A 21070-nucleotide genomic window follows, 5' to 3' on the forward strand; every position below is an offset into this window, starting at 1 on the left:
GACCGATTCACTGATTCACCGGAACCAACCATGACTTCAGATACCCCTTCAAATGCCAAACCCGACTGGGCAATGAGCAAACGCGAACTCATGAACGCCGAACGTCAAAGACAGGGGCTAGCGCCCCAAAAACGCCGCCGCTGGCCCTGGCTGCTCGCCCTGATTGTTATCGGCGTCGCCTTGCTGGTATTTGCCATGCAGGCGAGTCCGGAGCCCGCCGAAACCGGCCCAGCTGAACCGGAAGACACCGAACCGGTGTTGCAGATCAGTGCGACCGAAACCTCAACGCTGGCGCCTCAGCGGCTGGAGCAGCGTCTGCGGGTAACGGGCACACTGAGCCCGGTGGAAAAAGCACAGCTCTCGTCTCAGGTAAATGCCCCGGTGCTGCGCATTGCGGTACGCCCTGGCGATACGGTCGAAGAGGGTGACGTGCTGGTCGAGATGGATGCCACCGATCTGACCAACCAGTTGAACCAGCTTACGAACACAGCGCGGGCGACTCAGGCTCAGCTGACACTGGCCCAAAACAGCCTCGACCGGGGCGTGCGTCTGGCTGAACAAGGCCTGAGCCCGGCCTCGTCGATCGAAGAGTTGCGTGCCAATGTCGAAGCCCAGAGTGCGAGCCTGGCCACTCAGGAATGGCAGATCCGCGCGGCAGAACGGGCGGTTGCCAATGCCGTTGTGCGAGCTCCGTTCAGTGGCCAGGTGTCGGCCCGATCGGTTGAACCCGGGCAATATGTATCGGTCGGCACACCGCTGGTGACGCTGGTTGATCTCACCGCTCTGGAAATGCAGGCCAACTTGCCCGTCAATGCCGCTACCTTGGTCAAAGCCGGTCAGGCCGTCACCATTGAAGTCGACAGTGCCGAACCGTTCAGCCTGCAAGGCACGGTTGACCGCATCAACCCGGTCGCGCTGGATGCAACCCGGACACTGCCGGTGTACATCCGGGTCACCGAGCCAGATGCACGCTTGCGCGGCGGCATGTTTGCAACCGGATACATCGTGATCAATGCACGCGACAACGCTCTGTCAGTGCCTTCCGAATCGGTCCGGTCCGATGCCGAGGGTGATTTCGTGCTGCTTCTGGAAGACGACCACCTGGTGCGTCAGCCGGTGACCGTCGCTGGCGAGTGGGAATCCGGAACCCGCCTTGAAATCGCCGAAGGCCTGGCCATCGGCGATACCCTGGTTTCAGCGCCCTTGCCAGAACTGCGAGCGGGCGATCGCATTGCCATCGCAGGAGGTAACTGATGTTTCTGACCCGCATCAGCGTTAACCAGCCCGTGTTCGCGACCATGATCATGGTTGCCATCATGGTGTTTGGTTTTTACTCCTACCAGCGTTTGCCGATCGAGCAATTGCCGGACGTCGACTTCCCGGTGGTTGCCGTGGTGGTCAGCTACCCGGGTGCCGCGCCAGAGGCAGTGGAACAGGATGTGATCGAGCCGATTGAAGAATCGGTCAACACCATCAGCGGCATCGACTCCATTCAGTCTACCGCCCGGGCTGGCCAGGCAATGGTCATCCTGATGTTTGATATGGATGTTGCCTCCAGTACCGCCGCTCAGGAGGTCCGCGATCGACTGGCGACGCTTGAAGGTACCTTGCCGAGTAACGCCAACGATCCGATGATTCTGCGCTTTGATCCCGGTCAAATGCCGATCATGTCGCTGGCAGTGAGCTCCGATACGCTGTCGGCAGGCGAACTGACTGCGCTGACCGAAGACATCATTGCCCAGCAAATCTCCATCATTCAAGGAGTGGGTGAGGCCACCGTCATCGGTGACATTAACCGGCAGGTCAGCATTCTGATCGACCCCAATAAGCTGACTGCGTTCAACATTGGCATTGGTGAGGTGACCGCGGCCCTGTCACAGGACAATCAGAACCTGCCCGCCGGCTCGCTGGAATTTGACCAGACCGTCCAGGCCATTCAGGTTGAAGGCCGCATAGAGCGCATGGACGATTTTCTCGACATCATTGTCGCCCGCCGGGGCGGCCAGCCTATTCGGCTGGGCGACGTTGCCAGGGTGGAAAGCGGCCAGGCTGACCGGGAAAGTATGGCGTTATTGAATGGCAGCCAGGCACTGGCGATCGACATCGTTAAGACGCAGGGGGCTAACACCGTCGGCGTTGCCGAGGCCGTTCGCGCCACGGTCAGTCGACTGGAGTCAGATCTGGCCAACGACAATGTACGCCTGGAAATCGTGCGCGATAACGCCAAGCCGGTTGAGCAATCCTTTCACGCTGTACAGAACATGCTGGTTGAAGGGGCAGCGCTGGCGGTGTTGATTGTGTTCTTGTTTCTCAACTCCTGGCGCTCAACCATCATTACCGGGCTGACCCTGCCCATTTCCCTCATCGGGACCATGATCGCGCTGCACTTTTTTGGTTTCACACTGAACATGATGTCGTTAATGGCCCTGTCACTGGCCGTTGGCCTGCTGATCGACGATGCCATCGTGGTCCGTGAAAACATCATGCGACATTTGCACATGGGCAAAGGTCACCGCCAGGCAGCACTGGATGGCACCAACGAGATTGGACTGGCGGTTCTGGCAACCACCCTGTCGATCATCGCCGTCTTCCTGCCTGTCGCCTTCATGGACGGCATACTCGGGCGTTTTTTCCTGCAGTTTGGCGTAACCGTCTCGGTGGCGGTGCTGATTTCCATGTTCGTGGCCTTTACGCTGGACCCCATGTTGTCGAGCGTCTGGTATGACCCGTCGGCAGAACCCAATGCCAAGCGTGGCCCGCTCGGAAGAGCCGTCGCGGCGTTCGACCGGTTGTTTTCCCGCCTACAGAACGGCTACCGAACCGTACTGCGCTGGAGCCTGCGCCATCGCAAGTCGACACTGGCACTGGCGCTGTCGGCCCTGATCGGCAGTTTTGCCCTCTTTCCACTGGTCGGGGTCGAATTTGTACCGGCAACGGACACCAGCGAATTGCAGGTGGACCTCGAAACTCTGGATGGCTCCAGCCTCGAATACACCGCGAGCAAAGCGCGCCAGGTCAGTACCTTGCTGCAAGGCTTGCCCGAAGTGACCGGTACCTACACGACGGTAAACGCCGGTACCAATGCACAGGGCAGCAACGCCGCCACAGTCATGGTGTCCCTGGTACCGCCCTCGGAACGCACCAGAACCCCGGTTGAACTGGCCATTCCCATTCGCGAAGCGCTGGAGACCATTCCCGGCATCGATGTCAAAGTCGGTACCGCCAATGGCTTTGGTGGAGGCGTCACGGCGCCGGTGCAGGTTAACCTGTATGGCGACGATTTTGGCACCTTGCGTCGCCTGGCTGACCAGCTCAGTGCCGCCATGGCGGACATTGACGGACTGACCGACATCGAATCCAGCCTGACCACTTCGCAACCGGTGCTGGGTGTCCGGATCAATCGTGATGCCGCCAGTGACCTCGGTGTCAGTTTGCAGCAAATTGGGGCAACCCTGAGGCCCATGCTGGGTGGCGAAGAAGTCGGTGACTGGACCGACCCGGCAGGCAGCAGTTTCAGCCTGGTGGTTCGTCTGCCCGAGACCAGCCGAAACGATCGCGATGCGCTGGCGAGCCTGCCTATTTCTCAAAGCGGGGCCACCGGCAGCCAGTCGATTGTGAGACTGGATCAGGTCGCGGACATCGTCGAATCGACCGGCCCTTCCGAGATCAACCGGTTGGACTTGTCGCGCCAGGTCACCTTGTCTGCCAATATCGCCGGCGTAGCGCTGGGGGATGTGACGCCTCAGTTACAGCAAGCGATTGACGCTCTGTCATTGCCCAGCGGTTACCGCGCAAACATGGGTGGCGACGCCGAACAGGTGGCGGAAACGGCGGCCGCTGCCGGGTCTGCCCTGTTGCTAGCCATTGTCTTCATCTATCTGGTGTTGGCTTCCCAGTTCGGCAGTTTCCTTCAGCCGATCGCGATCATGGCCGCCCTGCCGCTGGCGTTGGTCGGCGTCCTGCTCGGTTTGCTGGTCGGGGGCACCACGCTGAATATGTATTCGATGATCGGGTTCATCATGTTGATGGGGCTGGTGGTGAAGAACGCCATTCTGCTGGTCGACAACGCCAACCAGGGCCAGCGTGAAGGTTTGAACCTGTACGATGCCCTGGTTCAGGCAGGCACCACCCGGTTTCGGCCAATTATCATGACCACCCTGGCGATGACCTTTGGCATGTTACCGATGGCACTTAACCTGCACGGAGGCAGCGGCCAGAACGCGCCCATGGCACACGCGGTCATCGGTGGGTTGCTGAGTTCGACCTTGCTGACGCTGGTCGTGGTTCCCGTCGTGGTCACCTATATGGATCGGCTAGGGAATCTGGGCAAGCGTATACTGCCCACAGCACCCATCGACCACGAAACGGCCTAGTCCATCATTGCGCTCATCGGATGCATCACCACGTTCTCCGCATTCGATGGGCCCTAACTCAGGCTCAACCCGTCGCTTTATGCACCCTGCTTCATAGATAAGCGCCGGGTGCTATACCCTCCTGCTCAGGTCAGTATACTCAGCCGCCAATCCCTCATTGAGCAGTCTGAGTCATGCGCAACCTCTTTTTTCGCCATCCATTTCTGTTTCGCTGGGTCATGAATCTCTGGCCACCCTTTTTGTTCACCGGGGTGAAAATTGTGGCCATCAATTCCGATTTTCGCTATGCCAGGGTTGATCTGAAGTGGCGCCCCTGGACTCGCAATATCAATAACACACAGTTCGGTGGTAGCCTCTTTGCGATGACCGACCCCCTCTATGCCCTGATGCTGTATGGCTGCCTGGGCTGGGACCGTTACCTGATCTGGGATAAAAAAGCAGACATCGAGTACATTGCTCCCGGTAATGGGCGATTGACCGCCGAGTTTCATATCGAAGACGACCAGCTCCATAGTATTAAAGCGGCCACGGCCAGTGGCGAAAAATGCTTCCCGGTGTTTACCGTTAATGTGCGCGACCGAGAGGGTAATCTGGTATGCCATGTGGAGCGCACCCTGTATGTAAGACTGAGGCACCGTTTTCGCCCGGCGTCTTGAACGCAGCGGTTCTACTGACGCAGATCAGCCTGACGGATCAGCCCAAGCTGTTACACTGACGTCACATTCCACGTCTCAGTCTCGCCATGAATTCGCTGTCACTGCCAGAACTTCCCTCTGCCTACTCACTGTTCCTGGTGGGCGTGCTGATGATATTCACCTTACTGGTCCGTGGCGTATTCATTCGGCGTTTCATGCCATTACTGGTCATCTACATTGGGGTTGGCACGTTTTTAGGCTGGCTGAACACCCAAGTGCCTCTGCTCGATCAGGGTAGCCGACACAGCCTGGGGTTATTGGCCGAGGCCGGTCTGGTATTGCTGGTATTCAAGGTCGGCCTGGAAAGCGACCTGAGCGGGCTGCTCAAACAACTGCCCAATGCGTCCTGGATCTGGTTGTGGAATGTATTGTTCAGCGGTGCTTTAGGCTTTGCGGCAGCCTATTATCTGGTCAGCTTTTCCCTGTTGACCAGTATTTTTGTCGGCGTTGCCCTGACCGCAACCAGCCTGGGCGTTACGGTCACCATCTGGCAGGACGCCAAACAACTGACCACCGAGCGCGGTAATCTCTTCGTCGATGTGGCGGAGCTCGATGACATCAGCAGCATCGTGCTGATGGCCATTCTGGTCGCCCTGGCCCCGCTGCTGGCCAGCGGAGAGAGCATTGCCGCAACGGACGTGGGGCTGACCCTTGCCAAAGTGCTCAGCACCCTGATCATGTTCGTCTCCGCCTGCTGGGTGTTCTCGGTTTACTTTGAAAAACGCCTGACGCAGTTTGTCGAACGTTATGAAACCCGCCATGAACCCATGGTGTTGATGTTGTCGATCGGGTTCATCATTGCGGCGCTGGCTGAAGTCAGTGGGCTATCGCTGGCGGTAGGTGCCTTTTTGGCCGGGCTGGCCTTCAGCCGGGATACCGCTGCCGCCAAAGAGCGGGTGGTGTTTAACGGCCTCTACGTGGTGTTTACCCCCTTCTTCTTTATTGGCCTCGGCCTGCACATTGATCTGACGGCCTTTTCCAGTGCGTTCTGGCCCGGCGTGGTGCTGCTGGCAGCGGCCGTAGCGGGTAAACTGCTGGGCACCTGCCTGCCCGCCTATCGCCGCCTCGGCGGCTACGGTGCCCTACTGATCGGTGTCAGCATGATCCCGAGAGCCGAAATTGCCATGGTCATCATGCAAAAAGCCCTTGAAGCAGGCGCCGAACCCAAGGCGTTTACGGCCATGATGGTGGTTACCGTCGGCACCGTACTGCTCACCAGCCTGACCTTGCCAAGGCTGATGCGTCGCGAAAAATGATGCCTGACTCGCACAGCATTCGACGTCTCAGGTTGCCTCAGCCATCACCCGTATAAAATACTTTTTCTCACGCATAGCCTGAAATTTGATCGTTTGTGACCAGGCGGTCAAGTTCTTATCATGCGCCGCAATTGAAGAGGGCACCCAACACCGGTCTCCCCTCCCACTAATTCCGGCTAAGCGCCCAGGAGCATGACATGACCAACCCGACCACTGAAACTGCAATCGTGACCGACCGTTTCGGCAACGTTGATGTTGCCTATTACGAGCGTGAAGCCATGCGTTTGCGCAACGAATACCTGCGGAAGCAGGCAGGCGACTTCTTCAAGTCCTTGCGCGCTGGTATCCAGAATGTTCTGGGCTCGCGTGCAACGCCAAGCAACGCCTGAACACTCCCCTTTCATGACGGCGTGGTGACCTGACAAACACCACGCTGGTGCAAGCTCTCCTCTTTGTCGTTGTTGTTGTGATGGTATTTTGCACGGGCCGAGTGATCGTCCCGTGCTTTTTTTTGCCTGCCCCCTGCTCAGTGGTTCACCGAAATGCAGTCTGGATTCCTTCCTGAACGCTCAGTTTCACCTATGAGCCTGCCCAGTGCTGATAAAGCTGGCTACACTGAGGGTCACTCAAGACTCGATCAGGACACGAATCATGCCACACACCCTGGAATTGACCGCCAGCGACCAGCACCGGTTTGCGGCCTACGTCGCCGAGCCAGACCATACCTCGCGAGGTATCGTTATTGTTTTACAGGAAATTTTTGGCGTGAACCGTCACATCCGCTCGGTCTGCGACCGATTGGCCGAGGCAGGGTTTATTGCGGTAGCACCAGCGTTGTTTGATCGGCTGGAACCCGGCTATGAAACGGGCTATGCCCCCGAAGACGTCGCACGCGGTCGAGCCTTGCTCGCCAATTTCAGTTTCGACACCGCCGCGCTTGATGTCACCGCTGCGATCGACCAGTTTGATGCACGCGGTCCGGTCTCTGTCATCGGTTTTTGCATGGGCGGTTCATTGGCCTACAAAGTTGCGACCCAACATTCCGGGCTAGCCAGTGCCGTCTGCTATTACGGCGGTCGCATTCCGGAATTCGCCGACACGTCGCCCCTGTGCCCCACCATCCTTCACTTCGGCGAACAGGACGCGAGCATTCCCATGGCGAGCGTCGACACCGTGCGCAGCAAGCAACCCAAATTGCCGGTCTACACCTACCCGGCAGGCCACGGTTTCAATTGCGACATTCGCGATTCCTACGAGCCGGTGTCAGCCAAGGTAGCCTGGGAACGCACCCTGAAACTGATCACCGAGGTGTCCTCTTAACCGGTCGCGTCGCTGACCAGCCAAACATAACCGTAGGCCGGCAACCCAACCGACCCCATGACAACCTGGTTCGATGCCAGGTCGGTCATCGGCTGGTCGACCTCAACCTCAACGGGCGTTGCCGAGAGATTGTGCGCAACAACCAGCCGCTGACCATTGGCCTCCCGTTCCAGGCTATACACCGCCGGGTCCGGGTTGGCCAGAAAACGGGCACTGCGATGAAAGCAGGCCGCCAACCGGCGACGCCACTCAATTAATTGCTGAATGCCGTGAAAGAGTTGATGTTCGACCGACCCGGGCTGGTTAAGGGCCGCATCGACCTTGCGCCAGCTCATATCGCCCCGATTCATGAAACGCGCATCCCTGAAACCGGTGCGGGCACTGTTTTCCCGATAAAACGTCTCATCGTTGGTCATGCCGACTTCATCGCCGTAATACAAAATGGGCGAACCTTCGGTCGCAAACAGCATGGCGTTCAGCAGCAGGGCTTGGGCTGGGTCTTCTTTCACCAGGTAGAACAGCCGGCCGGCCAAGCCTTCCCCTTCGCGAAACGTACACTCCGGATCGTGCAGATAATAGCGGTTCATTTTTTCGCGCACCTCAGGCGAAACGAACTCCAGCGTCAGCTCATCGTGGCAGCGTAAAAAAGACATCCAACAGGATTTCTCCGGTATGGCGGGTGTAACCGAGGGTGACAGGGCGTCTTCGATGTAACGCCGATCGCCTTCTGCCAGTGCCATATAAAACTGCGGCATCAGAGGGAAATGGTAGGCCGCCTGACATTCATCGTCGTTGCCGAAATAGCCGACGACATCCTTGGGTGTCATGTTTGCTTCAGCGATCAACAGCGTACCCGGCTCGCAATAATCAAGCCCGGCTCGAATCAGTTTCAGCAGCGTATGCGTGGTGGGCAGGTCTTCACAGTTGGTGCCCTCCTCCTTCCAGATAAAGGGAATGGCATCCATGCGCAACCCATCGACGCCCTGAATTTTCCAGTACAGGAAATTCTCCATCATGGCGATGAGCACCTCGGGATTGCGATAGTTCAGGTCGGGCTGAAACGAATAAAAGCGATGAAAATAATAATCATCGGTCGCCTCGTTGTAAGACCAGTTGGAATTGACCATGCCTTTAAAAATTAACCGCGCATCCTGGTAACGCTCACGGTCGGGATGCCAGATATAATAGTCCCGAAAGGGCGAGTTCCGGTCTGAACGGGCGGCTTGAAACCACGGGTGCTGGTCGGAACTGTGGTTCACCGCCATGTCGAACAAAAGCCGAATGCCACGCTGGTGCGCGGCCTGAATAAACTCGGTAAAGGCTGCGTTGCCACCCAACTCCGCCCGAATGGTTTTGAAGTCGCGAATATCAAAACCCTGATCGCGCATCGGCGAATCCAGAATGGGCAACAGCCACAGGGTATTCACGCCCAGCATCGCCAGATAATCGAGTCGCTCAGTCAGGCCGGTAAAGTCACCGGCAAAGGCATCGACGTACAGCGAATAGACAATGGCGTTGCGGTACCAGTCCGGGTCGGGCGTCGTTGGTTGCTGCGCCAGTGTTTGGCGGCTGGTTTCCAACAGTTCTGACAGTCGCGACAGTGCCTCAGGGTGGTCCGCGCCATAGACGTGCTGCCAAAGTGTTGCAATAGTGGAATCCATACCGTTGCTCGCTGCATCGTTTAACCGTTGGCGCAAGCCTAGTGCCTAACCCCACAGTCGGCCAGTTAACGGGCCATACCCCTATGTTCCCGCCTTCAACCACTAACCTGTTAAAGTACCTCGCTTACCATGCCCTTAACTTCCAGGCTTTTCGTCATTATGTCGCAGTTACGCTTTCCTTCTGAGTTTATCGTGATCATCGCCGGTGTCTCCGCAGCGCTTCACCTTGGGAAATTGCCGCCGGCGATTACCGCGCTGGAGACAGCACTTGGCATCACGCTACTGCAAGCGGGCTTTATGTTGTCGCTGGTGCAATTGGCGGGCATGACGGTGGGTTTACTGGTGGGTATGGCAGCCGATACGGTCGGTCTACGGCGCAGCATGATGGCCGGGCTGGTTATCCTGGCACTGGCCAGCTTTCTCGGCGCTGAAGCGACGTCGGTGACGGCGTTGCTCACCTTGCGTGCGCTCGAAGGGGTTGGCTTCTTGCTGGTCGTACTGCCTGCACCGGGACTGATTCGGCGTCAGGTGCCGGTCGAGAAACTGAGCCCGCGACTCGGCCTCTGGGGCTGCTATATGGGCTTCGGTACCAGCCTGGCGTTACTAACCGCACCCTGGGTAATCGACGCAGCGGGCTGGCAAGGCTGGTGGCGAGTGCTTGCGCTGATATCGATATTGATGCTGGTTTGGGTGTGGGTCGCCGTGCCCTCCGACCAACCGCATTCGGCCTCAGCCAACACCACTTTGCCATCTGCCCCCTGGTGGCGACGCCCGGCCGATACACTGGCGGCGCCTGGCCCCTGGCTGATTGCCATTATTTTCGCCCTGTATTCCAGCCAGTGGCTCTCGGTCATCGGGTTTTTGCCTTCCATCTATCGTCAGGCCGGTTTCAGCGCACTGTGGATCGGGCCGCTTACGGCGCTGGTGGCACTGATTAACGTTTTGGGTAATCTGGCCTCCGGCTATCTGCTGCATCGAGGCATTCAGGCACGGCAACTGTTGTACACCGGTTTTGGTGTGATGAGCCTTGGCACTCTGTTCGCCTTTTCCAGCCTGACCGACACGGCACCTCTGGTTCGGTACGGTGCCGTTTTGCTGTTCTCCATGGTCGGTGGCGTCATTCCCGGCGTGCTGTTTTCACTTGCCGTAAGGCTGGCACCCAGTGAGGATACGGTATCGACCACCGTCGGCTGGATGCAGCAATGGTCTTCACTCGGTCAGTTCGCTGGCCCGCCCCTGGTCGCACTGGTCGCCAGCCGAAGCGGTGGCTGGGAATGGACATGGGTGGTCACCGGGGGGTGGTCACTGATTGCTGCCATGGTGATCAGCCGCTTGCCAAGGTTCTCAGGTGAAAGGTGATTGGGAAGAGCGGACTGGCTGCACTAGACTAGTCGGGAATGCATCATTTGAAGACACACCTATGTCTGAAAAAATTGAGGCTGGCAACGCGCTGCGTGCCTTCCAGACCGTGATCGACAACGGCACAAAAACCGATAAGGGTTATTTGCTCGATGGCCTAACCGCCGATACCGGTTTTGATGGCTATACCGTCTCACTGAGCGATGGTGCAGTGACGTTAACGCTGATGTTTCACCAGACGTTTTCAGTCGACAGCCCAAATTCCCGAGCTACTGAAAACTTTATCAAACGCCTCGATTCCGTGCTCGATAAATACCAGTAAACCTTCACGAGTTGTCCACCGAACCCGCCAGCATCGAGGGCCTGCCATGAACCACCGCCTGCTGAAACTTCCGGCGGAACTGGCGCGGTGTTACCCCTTTGTATTGCTTGAACAGCCTGTTGAAATTGGACAGGTTGGCGAAGCCGCTCTGTTCAGCCACCAGACTGACCGGGCGCTCGGTCCGAATCAGATCAGCGCAGGCATGACCCAGGCGAATGTGGGTTAAATACTGATGCAAGCTCTGGTTCATCTGCCGGCGAAACATCCGGTTCAGCGTACTGACGCTCATATGGTGCTCGCGCGCCAGCGCAGGCACCCGCAGTGGCTCGCGAAAATCACGATGCAGGCTATCCAATATCGGGCTCAGTTCCCGCTGCGCGGGTTCGGCCAGTGTCTCGCCATGAAACCGCGCCGACGCCAGCGTACGAGGGGCTTCTTCCTGAAGGGCGGTCAGAATATCAAGCAGTAGCGTGAGACGACGGGCAGCACTGGCACCGGGTAACTGCTCGAACAAAGGCTCCAGCTCAGCCGCCAGTTCATGCGACCAGGCAAGCCCCCGTCGCGACCGGTCCAGCCAGGTAGCGAGTGAGGCGAATTCCGGAAATTGCCGGGCCAGGCCATCGACCCATTCCTGGCGAAACCAAAGCACATAAACCCGATGCGTACCAGCTTGCCCAGGCGCCTGGCTTGCCCAGCTGTGCGGCAAATTGGGGCCCAGCAATACCAGATCGCCACTCTGATAAGCGTCAATGTGGTCGCCGACATAACGCTCACCCTGACTGTTCACAGTCAGGGTTAACTCGTATTCCGGGTGGTAATGCCATTCAAACGGCAGGGTATCGAGCTCGCGCAGAAAAAACCGCCAGGAGGCATCATCCGGGTAGTGAATGCGTTCGAATTGGGCTTTCATGCACCTGACCCCGTAATTGCACTATCTATTCGATAATGCCATTCAAATTGAGCGAATAGTATTGGTTTATGCTCAAAAGTCACCGCCCGGCCCCCTGTCATGGCGCTAGGATGTGTCCATGGACTCACAGGAGAACCCCATGACCACAATAAAAAACCGCTACGGCTTTGGTGACCAGCAACCCGGCAACAACAGCGTTGGCAATCAGGAACACCCGCCGCTTGCCAGTCTCGTTAAACAGACACCATTGCGTGTGCTCAGCGAGGCTGACTGGGCTCACTGGCAGCGTTATGGCTACGTCGTCATCCGCCAGGCGATCGCCCCTGAACAGGTAACCGCCACCACCGACTTTCTCTGGGAATTTCAGGAAATGTCCCCCCAGGACCCAGGCAGCTGGTACGCCCCCCAGCGACGTGACCATGCCATGGTAGAACTGAACAACAGCGGTATGGTGGAGGCCTACAACCACCCTCTGCTGTGGGCGAATCGCCAAACGCCCCGGGTGTACAACGCCTTTGTCGATATCTGGGATCGTGAAGACCTCTGGGTCACCATCGACCGGGCCAACCTGAACCCGCCCAACCGCTCTGGTCGGGCCTTTTCGGGTTTCATTCACTGGGACGCCAACACCACACTCGACCCCTTGCCAGTCAACGTTCAGGGTGTGCTGGCGCTGAGCGACACCACGCCAGAGACCGGTGGTTTCCAGTGTGTGCCCCAGCTATTCGAACACTTCGAAGCATGGCGACGCCAGGCACCGGCTGACCGGGACCCGTTCTCACCCGGGCAGAACTGCGGCTACCCAACCGAGTTCGTGCCGATGAAAGCCGGCGATCTGCTGATCTTCAACAGCCTGCTCGCCCACGGCATTCGCCCGAACCAGTCGGATGCCGTGCGCCTAGCGCAATACATTGCCATGGTGCCCGCAGAAGAAGACAACACAGAGGTGCGCGACTGGCGGATAGCGTCATGGCGCGACCGCCTTCCTCCTCAGGGTTATGCCTTCCCCGGCGATCCACGTGGCTGGGAACAGACGCGTTACCCACGAGCGGAACTGTCGGAACTGGGGCGGAAACTGCTGGGGCTGGATTCCTGGCAGTCATCGTAGCGACACCCTGGCAGTTAGTTGCAAATGAAACCAACCAGCACTATCCTTGGCTCATATAGTTTCATTTGCAACCATTACAGCCCGAGGGTATGGTCATGATGGCTTCACTCGACTACCAAAGCGGCTTTCGCAACCAGTTCTCAACCGAGGCACTGCCGGGCGCGCTTCCTTTGGGTCAGAACTCGCCGCAACGCTGCCCCTATGGGCTGTACGCCGAGCAGTTTTCCGGGTCGGCCTTTACCGCGCCGCGCCACCAGAATCTACGCACCTGGATGTATCGGATTCGGCCATCGGTGCTGCAATCGGCCTATCGGCCACTGCCTGGTCGAAACATTGAGACCGCCCCACTGGCCGGTGCGGCCGACCCAAACCAAATGCGCTGGGATCCGTTACCGATTCCGTCTGAGCCCACCGACTTTATCGACGGTCTGTTCACCATCGCGGTCAACGGCGATGCTGGCACCCAAACCGGTTGTGGTGTTCACTGCTATGCCGCCAACGCCGATATGACCCGGCGATTTTTCTACAATGCCGACGGAGAACTGTTGATCGTGCCGCAACTGGGCACCCTGGTGCTGCGCACGGAGCTGGGCGTACTGGACGTCGCCAGCGGTGAGATCGCAGTAATACCGCGCGGAATGAAATTCCAGGTTCGTCTGGGTGAGGGGTGCGAGGCCGTTCGTGGCTATGTTTGCGAAAACTACGGCAGCCCGCTGGAATTACCCGGTCTCGGGCCCATTGGCGCCAATGGCCTGGCCAACCCGAGAGACTTTTTAGCGCCGGTGGCGGCCTATGAAGACGAAACCGGGGAGTTTGAGCTGGTTGCCAAATTCTCAGGCCAGTTCTGGGTCGCAGACCTGGGCCATTCACCGCTGGATGTCGTTGCTTGGCATGGCAATGTTGCGCCCTACAAATACGACCTGGCGCGGTTCAACACCATCAACACCGTCAGTTTCGACCACCCTGACCCGTCGATCTTTACCGTGCTGACCTCCGCGTCCGACACCCCGGGCATGGCCAACATCGATTTCGTGATCTTTCCGCCGCGCTGGATGGTCGCCGAGAACACCTTTCGCCCGCCCTATTTTCACCGCAATCTGATGAGTGAATTCATGGGGCTGATTCACGGCGAATACGACGCCAAAGCCGAAGGCTTCGTACCCGGCGGTGCCAGCCTGCATAACTGCATGTCGCCGCACGGGCCGGATGCCGACACCTTTGCCAAAGCCAGCGCAGCCGAATTAACACCCCAGTACCAGGGCAACACCCTGGCGTTTATGTTTGAGAGCCGCTACGTTTTTCAAGCGACCGAAGCGGCCCAGACTACCGAACACCGTCAGCGGGATTACGTGAATGTCTGGTCGACACTGACCGCTCAATTCGACCCCGGCCAACGCTGACAGCAGAACACGTTCAGGAAGACCACGTTTTACGACTTACGGGATTGAACCACTATGAAACTCGCCACTCTTAACACCGGCCGCGACGGCACCCTGATTCTGGTCTCACGGGACCTGACCCAGGCCGCACCGGCCACCGACATCGCCAGCACCCTGCAACAGGCCATCGAGAACTGGGCTACGGTTGCACCCAAGCTGGAAGAACGCTACGCCGCTCTGAATGCAGGCACTGCCAAAGACACCTTCGCACTGGATATGAGCGCCCTGCATTCGCCCTTGCCGCGCACCTACCACTGGGCCGATGGCTCCGCCTACCTGAACCACGTCAAACTGGTGCGCCAGGCGCGAAATGCCGAGATGCCAGAGACTTTCTGGACTGACCCGCTGATGTATCAGGGTGGTGGCGATTGCTTTCTGGCACCCACCGAAGACATCGAAGCGGTCAGTGAAGAGCACGGCATTGATTTCGAAGGTGAAATTGCAGTCATTACTGACGACGTGCCGATGGCCGTATCGCCCGAGCAGGCCGCCAGCCACATCAAACTGGTCATGCTGGTCAACGACGTCAGCCTGCGTGGGCTGATTCCCGGTGAACTGGCCAAGGGCTTTGGCTTCTTTCAGGCCAAACCCGCCTCCAGTTTTTCCCCGATCTGCGTCACGCCAGATGAACTCGGCGACGCCTGGAAAGGCGGCCGCTTACATCGTCCATTAACGGTTCACCTCAATGGTGAAAAGTTCGGCGAACCCGATGCCGGTCCGGATATGATTTTTGGCTTTCCCGAGCTGATCGCCCATGCGGCAAAAACCCGGTACCTGGGCGCGGGTGCCGTTATTGGCTCCGGCACGGTATCCAACCCCGACGCCAACGGCGGCCCTGGCAAGCCAATCGGTGACGGCGGTGTCGGCTACAGCTGCCTGGCCGAGTTACGCATGGTCGAGACCATACTACACGGCGCCGCAAAAACGCCTTTTATGCGCTTTGGCGACCGGGTTCGGATCGAAATGTTCGACGCTGACGGTCAGAGTATTTTCGGCGCTATCGACCAGAAAGTTACGAAATACCCAGCGTAAAAAAATCGACTACACTGGCCAGGTCATCCGATAAGGCGCTCCCCATGCTCACATTACACAGTTACTTTCGGTCTTCAGCGGCTTTCCGGGTGCGCATCGCCCTGAACCTGAAAAGGCTCGATTACGAACAGATCCCGGTCAACCTGCTTAAGGGCGAACACCGCCAGGATGCCCACCGGCGCCGCAACCCCCAGGGGCTGGTGCCGGTGCTGGAAACCGAGCAGGGCAGTGCTCTCACCCAATCAATGGCCATCTGCGAATACCTGGAAGAGCGTTACCCGGAACCACCGCTGTTGCCGGAAAGCCTGGAAGCGCGCGCTCGGGTACGCTCGCTGGCCCTCCTGGTCGCCTGCGAAATGCACCCGCTGAACAATGTCTCGGTGCTGGGCTATTTAACCGACGAACTGGGTGTCGATGAAGCCACCAAACTTGCCTGGTATCAGCATTGGGTGGCCAAAGGCTTTACCGCCCTGGAAGCGCGACTGGCCCGGGAGCCGGAGACCGGCCGCTTCAGCCATGGCGACTCGCCCACCCTGGCGGATGTGTTTCTGGTACCACAACTGTTCAACGCAGAACGATTCAACTGCGATCTAACACCCTTCCCAACCCTGGTGCGCATAGCGACCCACTGCAGAAACCTGCCCGAGTTCAAACAAGCAGCACCCGCCGAGCAGCCGGACGCTGTTTGATGATCACCAATCCTGCTTTGCCCCTATCGAAATGCGGCCTCCCATATTAAACTGGCGCCCCTCTGCCCAGCCGCTCAAAAACAGGACTCGTCATGACTTTTTCGACTGAACAGTCAAGAAATGTCGTTGTTGTCAGCAACGTCGCCGATAACCCCTTCGCCATCGACATTGCCTACGCCGTCGGACAACTCGAAGACATCGCTGACAAAATCAGCATGAAACAGTTCATGAACTCCGAATTCTGCCCACGGTTTATTTCCGATGAGCAGGATATGGACAACATCGGCCATACGCTGGATGGCAAGATTGTGGTCATCGTCAGCACCAGCAGCCACCTGAAGAGCCGACAGGAATTGGCCATGGCGAACCTGATCATCGCCCGGGCTGCCAAAGAGAACGGCGCCAAACAAGTCGTACTGGTTGAACCGGACTTGTTTTACAGCGCCCAGGACAGAGGGCCGAGAAAGGATCTGGGTGAAACCCATTTCGAACGCGACATCAAAGACATCAAAAAATTCGACGGCCAACCCTTTACCGCAAAACTCTACGCACAGCTGCTAAAACTCTCCGGGGTCGATTCCGTACTCACCGTTCACAACCACTCAAGCTCGGTTCAGAAAATCTTTTCCAGTGTGTTCGAAGGCGACTTTCACAACCTGATTCCCTATGAAATTTACGCACACTACTTATTGAATTCCGACATCCTGAATTACGGCGACAACGGCGAAGGCCTGGTGCTGTGCGCACCCGACAAGGGCGCGCGCGATTTCGTAAAAGAAATGTTCGACACCCTGGGCCTGAGCAAAGCCAAGTTCATCATGCTCGATAAAGAACGAACCGATGAGCGTAAAGTAGAAATCACCCTGCACAAAGAGAGCGAACACACCTTCGAAGGCCTGGAAGAAGCCAGCGTCATCCTGTTCGACGACATGGTGCGCACCGGGTCGACCGTGGTTAAATCCTGCCAGTTCCTGAAACAGATCAACCCGAGACGCCTGGTATTTGCGGTTTCCCACTTTTATGCCAGCGATGAAGGCCGTGAACGTATGGCGCACCCGGCCATCGACGAAATTCTCACCCTGAACACCTTACCCACCATTTTGAACCGCGATGAACAGGGCCGGCTGCGCAAAAAACTGGTGGTGTTAAAAATCGAAAAATGGCTGGCACAGGAATTGTGTCGCATTGTTGGTTATCCGCAAGCCGAAGAACTCAACCCCTACAAGATCGACATGTCATCCAAAAACCCGCGATTCAAGCGAAAGATCTGGTACAGCGACGAACTTAAAGCGCTGCACCAGCGATAGCACCACTGCTCTTGCCAAACCTGGGGGAAGCGGGTTATTCGACTCGCCGGGCGAGATACACTTGCCCGGCAGGCAACGCCATAATGCGATCCGCCATGTCCTGTTTCAGAACGTCCTGCCGGGCTTCCTCTTCGGGCGTCCGGTCTGGCTTTCGACCCAGCGCAATAAACTCAGGGTCAATGATTCCGGGCTGAATGGTCAGTTCAACCACCGTGTTGCCATACGTCACCCTGAACCAGTAACGGCCACGCGCCGCCTCGACAGCGGTAGTGTCACCCGCGTTAATATCGACTTCATAGCGGCTTTCGGTATTGGCCCGGGTAATCAGCTCCACCGCATCGCGAGCGCCCGGCCCCGGAAATGCCGTCAGTACCTGTAGTTTTCTGCGCTCAACCGGGCGGCCACCATTCAAGTGGGGTAATGCCGCCTCCAGCATTTTAAAGCCATGGGCAACGCCTCCCGGGAAGCCGCCTCCATGGTAATTAAGCGCTTCGTCAAAGCTGAATGACAGGGCTTTGTTATTGTCCAGAACAGTCAGTTGCTGTTGCATGGTGCTGCAATACTCCATCGAGTTGTTGGTTAAGTCGTTTGCGTACCCAGGGTAAAAAGCCAGTCAAAAAGGCAGTCGTCGCGGGCATAAAGAAACTGCCGTGATGATAGATGGGGTCGAGACTGGTCAGAATCAGGTAACCATTCCGCCCCAGTGGCCCTTCAAACAATACCGACTGCCCACTGGCATGATTCAGAATGGAGCGGTAACCCTGGGGTGGTGAGTGCAAGGCGTGTAAATGCCAGCGACAGTCGGCTGGCGATACATACTGAAACAGATCGTGGTTTTCATCGGCCGGTTTTAAATCCAGCCCGTCTTCTCCTTTTAGCCACCACCAGTAATTGGTAGCGACCGGCTCGGTAGGCAAGGGCATCAGCCAGGCGTCAGGCTGCGTCTCCCCCATCACTATCAGCACTCCACCCTGCTCGGCAAAACGCAATAAATCGTCCCGCCAGCGACGGAGCCGATGCGCCGGTGTCCGGCACGGCACCAGAATGGCATCTGCTCGCTGCAGGTGCGCGTCACACAGATCATCCAGATACACGACTTCATCGAAAAACGCCGACAGCGCCGGGTCGGTAAAGGTGAATTGGTGGTAGGCCGCACCAGCATCCAGAGCGATTAAATGACCGTTAAAGGGAGAGGTTGGTTTCATCACCTTGCCGCTGTTTCGTGAGGTTCATGGGTGTGATGCGCCAGTATCCAGTGACGCAGGTTGTCCAGTATTCTCTGGCGCAGTTTGGCGTCGTCGGCATAGGTAAAAAAATCGTTTCCGGCATGCATCAACAAGGCACCACCCTGAGGTCGCGCCCAATACCAGTCGATCGGGTGTTCGTGCGGCCGCGGCCCCAAACCGTTTAGCAACTGAGCACCGGGCGGAGACGGGTTATGGCCACGCCCCCAAAAACCCGCGACACCTTTGCGAAACGTCAGCGCCTCAGAAGGAACCCGTGAAAACAGCGGGTGCGCGGTTAATTGCGTGACGGTCAAATGGGCCAGATTGCGCACCGGCAAAGGGACAAAAGGGCTCAGTTCTGGCAAGGGAGAATGCGCAATGGCACCGTTCCAAATCAGCAGTCCGCCCTGGTTCAAATAACGTTCCAGCCCGGTCCGGTGTCGTACCAGCGCAATCTGGTCGGCGTGAGATCCGACGATAACCGCCGGCCAATCGGCAACACTCATCCACTTCAGGTCATCGGGGTCTAGGCATTCAATGCCCATGCCTGCTGCCGATGCATTCTGCTGTAATGGCCCGGCCACCGGCCCGTCCTGAATCAGCCCGAGCACCAGGCTGGATGAACTCATGCCATACTCCCGAAAACGGGAACAACCGCGCGGTGCGCCTGGCCGTTATGCTCAAAGGGCAAGGTACGAATGTCGATGTTGTACAACCGGGCCAACTGCTGGTCAGTGAGCACTTCATCACAGGGACCGAACCGGTATTCATCTGGCCCGAACATCAGCAAAACGCTGTCGGCAATGGCCAGGGCGTGCTGGGGTGAGTGGGTGGTAAACAGCACCGTTACACCATCGTTCCGGGCTTGTTCCAGTACCGCCATAACCCGGTTCTGATTGTGATAGTCAAGTGCCGAGGTGGGTTCATCCAACACCAGAATGTCACACTGGGATGCCAGTGCCCGGGCAATCAGCACCAGTTGGCGCTGGCCGCCACTTAACTCCGTCAGCCTTCGGTTAGCCAGCGCTTCGATGCCCACCCGGGCCATCGCCTCATCCGCCAACCGATAATCTTGCCGGCTGGGTGATGCAAACAACCCCAGGGTGCGGGCTCGCCCCATGACCACCAGGTCGCGCACACGGTAGGGAAAAGACGTGTCGGTTCCCTGTGGCACATAGGCTGGCAGTCCGGCAAAGGTCACACTTCCCTGCTGCGGTTTTATCAGCCCTAACAGGGCTTTCAGCAGCGTCGTTTTACCACGGCCATTTGGCCCGATAATGGCACCCACTTCGCCTTTTTTCAGCGAGAGGGAATGATGTTTAAACACCCAGGGAGAGCGGGCATGGTGGCGATAGCCAAGATCCGTTACTTCAATCATGCAAGGCTCCCCGGCGGCTGGACTGCCGCAGCAGCCACGCAAATATTGGCGCTCCAACAATCGCGGTTAATACACCCAAAGGGATTTCCGCCGAGGTCAGTGATCGGGCCAGCGTATCAATAATCACCATATAAGCCGCCCCCATCAGCATCGATGCAGGCAGCACTTTGCGATGATCCGGCCCCAGCAACAAACGGGCAAAATGCGGTATTACCAGACCCACCCAGTCAACAACGCCGGAGACACTGACCGAGGCGGCTACCAATGCCGTGCACAATGCCAGAACTGCCCAGCGGGTGCGCTCAACCGGTATACCAAGCGACTGTGCTTCTTCATCACCCAGCGACAAAACATTGATGCGAAAGCGCATCAGCACCAGTGGCAAACCCGCCAGCAACAGCACACTGCCGACCACCCAGACTTTATCAAAACTCGCTGTCGCAAAGCTGCCCATTAACCAGTACACAATGGTGGGCAGACTGTCTTCCGGATTCGCCAGATAGGTGAGAAGCGAGACCAGTGCCGAACAAAAGGCGCTTACCACAATGCCGGCCAGCACCAGCGTCAATGGCGACGAATTACCACTGACCCTGGCCATGCTGTAAGCGATCAGCATCGCCAGTGCGCCGAATACAAAGGCACTGCCGATAACCGCGGCCGTACCCAATGCCAAAAACAACGCCAGCACGCCACCAAGTGCGGCACCGGATGACACGCCAACAATTTGCGGTCCCACCAATGGGTTGCGCAAGGCTCCCTGCAAGGCAGCGCCTGCCAACGCCAGCGAAGCACCGACCAGCGCTGCAATCAGCACCCGGGGCAGACGGATCAGTTCTACGACCCGTGCCTCAACCGGCGTCCAGGTTACCTCGACTGGCCACCAGGATGACACCAGAATGCCAACGACATGGTTTACCGGAACCTGGTAATTCCCGGTGCTCAGCGACACCAGCATGACAGCAACCAGGAAGGCGCCCAGCAGCCACCACACTCCC

The 21070-nt window shown here is 57.8% G+C and carries 20 protein-coding genes; 13 read left to right on the forward strand and 7 right to left on the reverse strand.

The genetic code is table 11. The annotated features are described in order from the left end of the window. Positions 1-30: 30 nt before the first annotated feature. The 6 genes from EP166_RS11485 to EP166_RS11510 all read left to right on the forward strand — a co-directional run bounded on the left by EP166_RS11485 (position 31) and on the right by EP166_RS11510 (position 7644). Positions 31-1254 (forward strand): efflux RND transporter periplasmic adaptor subunit, encoded by a 1224-nt coding sequence (locus tag EP166_RS11485; protein ID WP_127557057.1) that lies wholly within the window; start codon positions 31-33, stop codon positions 1252-1254. Then, complete coding sequence (locus tag EP166_RS11490) at positions 1254-4373, forward strand: efflux RND transporter permease subunit (RefSeq protein ID WP_127557059.1); 3120 nt, start codon at positions 1254-1256, stop codon at positions 4371-4373. The genes EP166_RS11485 and EP166_RS11490 overlap by 1 nt, the downstream gene beginning before the upstream one ends. Positions 4374-4546: 173 nt before the next feature. After that, positions 4547-5029: a DUF4442 domain-containing protein gene (locus EP166_RS11495; protein ID WP_127557061.1), complete on the forward strand. Its 483-nt coding sequence runs from the start codon at positions 4547-4549 to the stop codon at positions 5027-5029. A gap of 86 nt (positions 5030-5115) precedes the next feature. Then, a complete protein-coding gene (locus tag EP166_RS11500; RefSeq protein ID WP_127557063.1) occupies positions 5116-6324 on the forward strand; it encodes a cation:proton antiporter in 1209 nt (402 codons plus the stop codon). Between the two features lie 197 nt (positions 6325-6521). Next, entirely contained in the window at positions 6522-6713 is a 192-nt protein-coding gene (locus tag EP166_RS11505; protein WP_127557065.1) for an RSP_7527 family protein, read from the forward strand. Between the two features lie 262 nt (positions 6714-6975). Beyond that, a complete protein-coding gene (locus EP166_RS11510; protein WP_127557067.1) occupies positions 6976-7644 on the forward strand; it encodes a dienelactone hydrolase family protein in 669 nt (222 codons plus the stop codon). On the opposite strand, the gene EP166_RS11515 is transcribed toward EP166_RS11510, so the two are convergent. Then, on the reverse strand, positions 7641-9305 hold the full coding sequence (locus EP166_RS11515) for an alpha-amylase family glycosyl hydrolase (protein ID WP_127557068.1): 1665 nt from the start codon (positions 9303-9305) through the stop codon (positions 7641-7643). The two genes, EP166_RS11510 and EP166_RS11515, sit on opposite strands and share 4 nt — an antisense overlap. Positions 9306-9464: 159 nt before the next feature. On the opposite strand from EP166_RS11515, the gene EP166_RS11520 reads away from it, so the two are divergent. Further along, positions 9465-10664 (forward strand): MFS transporter, encoded by a 1200-nt coding sequence (locus EP166_RS11520; RefSeq protein WP_246026275.1) that lies wholly within the window; start codon positions 9465-9467, stop codon positions 10662-10664. A 61-nt stretch (positions 10665-10725) separates the two neighbouring features. Continuing rightward, positions 10726-10986: a DUF3081 family protein gene (locus EP166_RS11525; protein WP_127557072.1), complete on the forward strand. Its 261-nt coding sequence runs from the start codon at positions 10726-10728 to the stop codon at positions 10984-10986. Positions 10987-10990: 4 nt separating this feature from the next. On the opposite strand, the gene EP166_RS11530 is transcribed toward EP166_RS11525, so the two are convergent. After that, positions 10991-11896 carry an AraC family transcriptional regulator gene (locus tag EP166_RS11530; protein WP_127557075.1) on the reverse strand — a complete coding sequence of 302 codons (906 nt, stop codon included), beginning with the start codon at positions 11894-11896 and terminating at the stop codon, positions 10991-10993. A gap of 139 nt (positions 11897-12035) precedes the next feature. Here EP166_RS11530 and EP166_RS11535 point away from each other — a divergent pair, with 139 nt between their 5' ends. The 5 genes from EP166_RS11535 (at position 12036) to EP166_RS11555 (ending at position 17471) form a co-directional block, all read left to right on the forward strand. Continuing rightward, on the forward strand, positions 12036-13004 hold the full coding sequence (locus EP166_RS11535; protein ID WP_246026276.1) for a phytanoyl-CoA dioxygenase family protein: 969 nt from the start codon (positions 12036-12038) through the stop codon (positions 13002-13004). Positions 13005-13099: 95 nt separating this feature from the next. Continuing rightward, entirely contained in the window at positions 13100-14404 is a 1305-nt protein-coding gene (hmgA, locus tag EP166_RS11540) for a homogentisate 1,2-dioxygenase (RefSeq protein WP_127557077.1), read from the forward strand. 54 nt (positions 14405-14458) lie between these two features. Next, positions 14459-15475, forward strand: coding sequence for a fumarylacetoacetate hydrolase family protein (locus tag EP166_RS11545; protein WP_127557079.1), 1017 nt, complete (start codon positions 14459-14461; stop codon positions 15473-15475). 44 nt (positions 15476-15519) lie between these two features. Further along, positions 15520-16164 (forward strand): maleylacetoacetate isomerase, encoded by a 645-nt coding sequence (gene maiA / locus EP166_RS11550; protein WP_127557081.1) that lies wholly within the window; start codon positions 15520-15522, stop codon positions 16162-16164. A 92-nt stretch (positions 16165-16256) separates the two neighbouring features. Then, entirely contained in the window at positions 16257-17471 is a 1215-nt protein-coding gene (locus tag EP166_RS11555; protein WP_127557083.1) for a phosphoribosyltransferase family protein, read from the forward strand. A 34-nt stretch (positions 17472-17505) separates the two neighbouring features. Here the strand turns inward: EP166_RS11555 and EP166_RS11560 are convergent, their stop codons facing one another. From EP166_RS11560 to EP166_RS11580, 5 genes are read right to left on the reverse strand one after another with little or no spacing between them, the layout of a single operon-like run. Further along, on the reverse strand, positions 17506-18021 hold the full coding sequence (locus EP166_RS11560) for a hypothetical protein (RefSeq protein ID WP_127557085.1): 516 nt from the start codon (positions 18019-18021) through the stop codon (positions 17506-17508). Continuing rightward, positions 17990-18676, reverse strand: coding sequence for a hypothetical protein (locus tag EP166_RS11565; protein ID WP_127557087.1), 687 nt, complete (start codon positions 18674-18676; stop codon positions 17990-17992). Before EP166_RS11565 ends, EP166_RS11560 begins: the two co-directional genes overlap by 32 nt. Continuing rightward, positions 18676-19326, reverse strand: coding sequence for a hypothetical protein (locus EP166_RS11570; protein WP_127557089.1), 651 nt, complete (start codon positions 19324-19326; stop codon positions 18676-18678). The genes EP166_RS11565 and EP166_RS11570 overlap by 1 nt, the downstream gene beginning before the upstream one ends. Then, positions 19323-20075 (reverse strand): ABC transporter ATP-binding protein, encoded by a 753-nt coding sequence (locus EP166_RS11575; RefSeq protein ID WP_127557091.1) that lies wholly within the window; start codon positions 20073-20075, stop codon positions 19323-19325. Before EP166_RS11575 ends, EP166_RS11570 begins: the two co-directional genes overlap by 4 nt. Further along, on the reverse strand, positions 20068-21066 hold the full coding sequence (locus EP166_RS11580; RefSeq protein WP_246026277.1) for a FecCD family ABC transporter permease: 999 nt from the start codon (positions 21064-21066) through the stop codon (positions 20068-20070). Before EP166_RS11580 ends, EP166_RS11575 begins: the two co-directional genes overlap by 8 nt. Between the last annotated feature and the right edge of the window lie 4 nt (positions 21067-21070).

The organism is Saccharospirillum alexandrii (genome assembly GCF_004000275.1).
Classification (GTDB): domain Bacteria; phylum Pseudomonadota; class Gammaproteobacteria; order Pseudomonadales; family Natronospirillaceae; genus Saccharospirillum; species Saccharospirillum alexandrii.

Bases quoted from the DNA above. Each gene is read 5' to 3' on its own strand.
- EP166_RS11485 (WP_127557057.1), top strand. From the start codon at position 31: ATGACTTCAGATACCCCTTCAAATGCCAAACCCGACTGGGCAATGAGC.
- EP166_RS11490 (WP_127557059.1), top strand. From the start codon at position 1,254: ATGTTTCTGACCCGCATCAGCGTTAACCAGCCCGTGTTCGCGACCATG.
- EP166_RS11495 (WP_127557061.1), top strand. From the start codon at position 4,547: ATGCGCAACCTCTTTTTTCGCCATCCATTTCTGTTTCGCTGGGTCATG.
- EP166_RS11500 (WP_127557063.1), top strand. From the start codon at position 5,116: ATGAATTCGCTGTCACTGCCAGAACTTCCCTCTGCCTACTCACTGTTC.
- EP166_RS11505 (WP_127557065.1), top strand. From the start codon at position 6,522: ATGACCAACCCGACCACTGAAACTGCAATCGTGACCGACCGTTTCGGC.
- EP166_RS11510 (WP_127557067.1), top strand. From the start codon at position 6,976: ATGCCACACACCCTGGAATTGACCGCCAGCGACCAGCACCGGTTTGCG.
- EP166_RS11515 (WP_127557068.1), bottom strand. From the start codon at position 9,305: ATGGATTCCACTATTGCAACACTTTGGCAGCACGTCTATGGCGCGGAC.
- EP166_RS11520 (WP_246026275.1), top strand. From the start codon at position 9,465: ATGTCGCAGTTACGCTTTCCTTCTGAGTTTATCGTGATCATCGCCGGT.
- EP166_RS11525 (WP_127557072.1), top strand. From the start codon at position 10,726: ATGTCTGAAAAAATTGAGGCTGGCAACGCGCTGCGTGCCTTCCAGACC.
- EP166_RS11530 (WP_127557075.1), bottom strand. From the start codon at position 11,896: ATGAAAGCCCAATTCGAACGCATTCACTACCCGGATGATGCCTCCTGG.
- EP166_RS11535 (WP_246026276.1), top strand. From the start codon at position 12,036: ATGACCACAATAAAAAACCGCTACGGCTTTGGTGACCAGCAACCCGGC.
- hmgA (WP_127557077.1), top strand. From the start codon at position 13,100: ATGATGGCTTCACTCGACTACCAAAGCGGCTTTCGCAACCAGTTCTCA.
- EP166_RS11545 (WP_127557079.1), top strand. From the start codon at position 14,459: ATGAAACTCGCCACTCTTAACACCGGCCGCGACGGCACCCTGATTCTG.
- maiA (WP_127557081.1), top strand. From the start codon at position 15,520: ATGCTCACATTACACAGTTACTTTCGGTCTTCAGCGGCTTTCCGGGTG.
- EP166_RS11555 (WP_127557083.1), top strand. From the start codon at position 16,257: ATGACTTTTTCGACTGAACAGTCAAGAAATGTCGTTGTTGTCAGCAAC.
- EP166_RS11560 (WP_127557085.1), bottom strand. From the start codon at position 18,021: ATGCAACAGCAACTGACTGTTCTGGACAATAACAAAGCCCTGTCATTC.
- EP166_RS11565 (WP_127557087.1), bottom strand. From the start codon at position 18,676: ATGAAACCAACCTCTCCCTTTAACGGTCATTTAATCGCTCTGGATGCT.
- EP166_RS11570 (WP_127557089.1), bottom strand. From the start codon at position 19,326: ATGAGTTCATCCAGCCTGGTGCTCGGGCTGATTCAGGACGGGCCGGTG.
- EP166_RS11575 (WP_127557091.1), bottom strand. From the start codon at position 20,075: ATGATTGAAGTAACGGATCTTGGCTATCGCCACCATGCCCGCTCTCCC.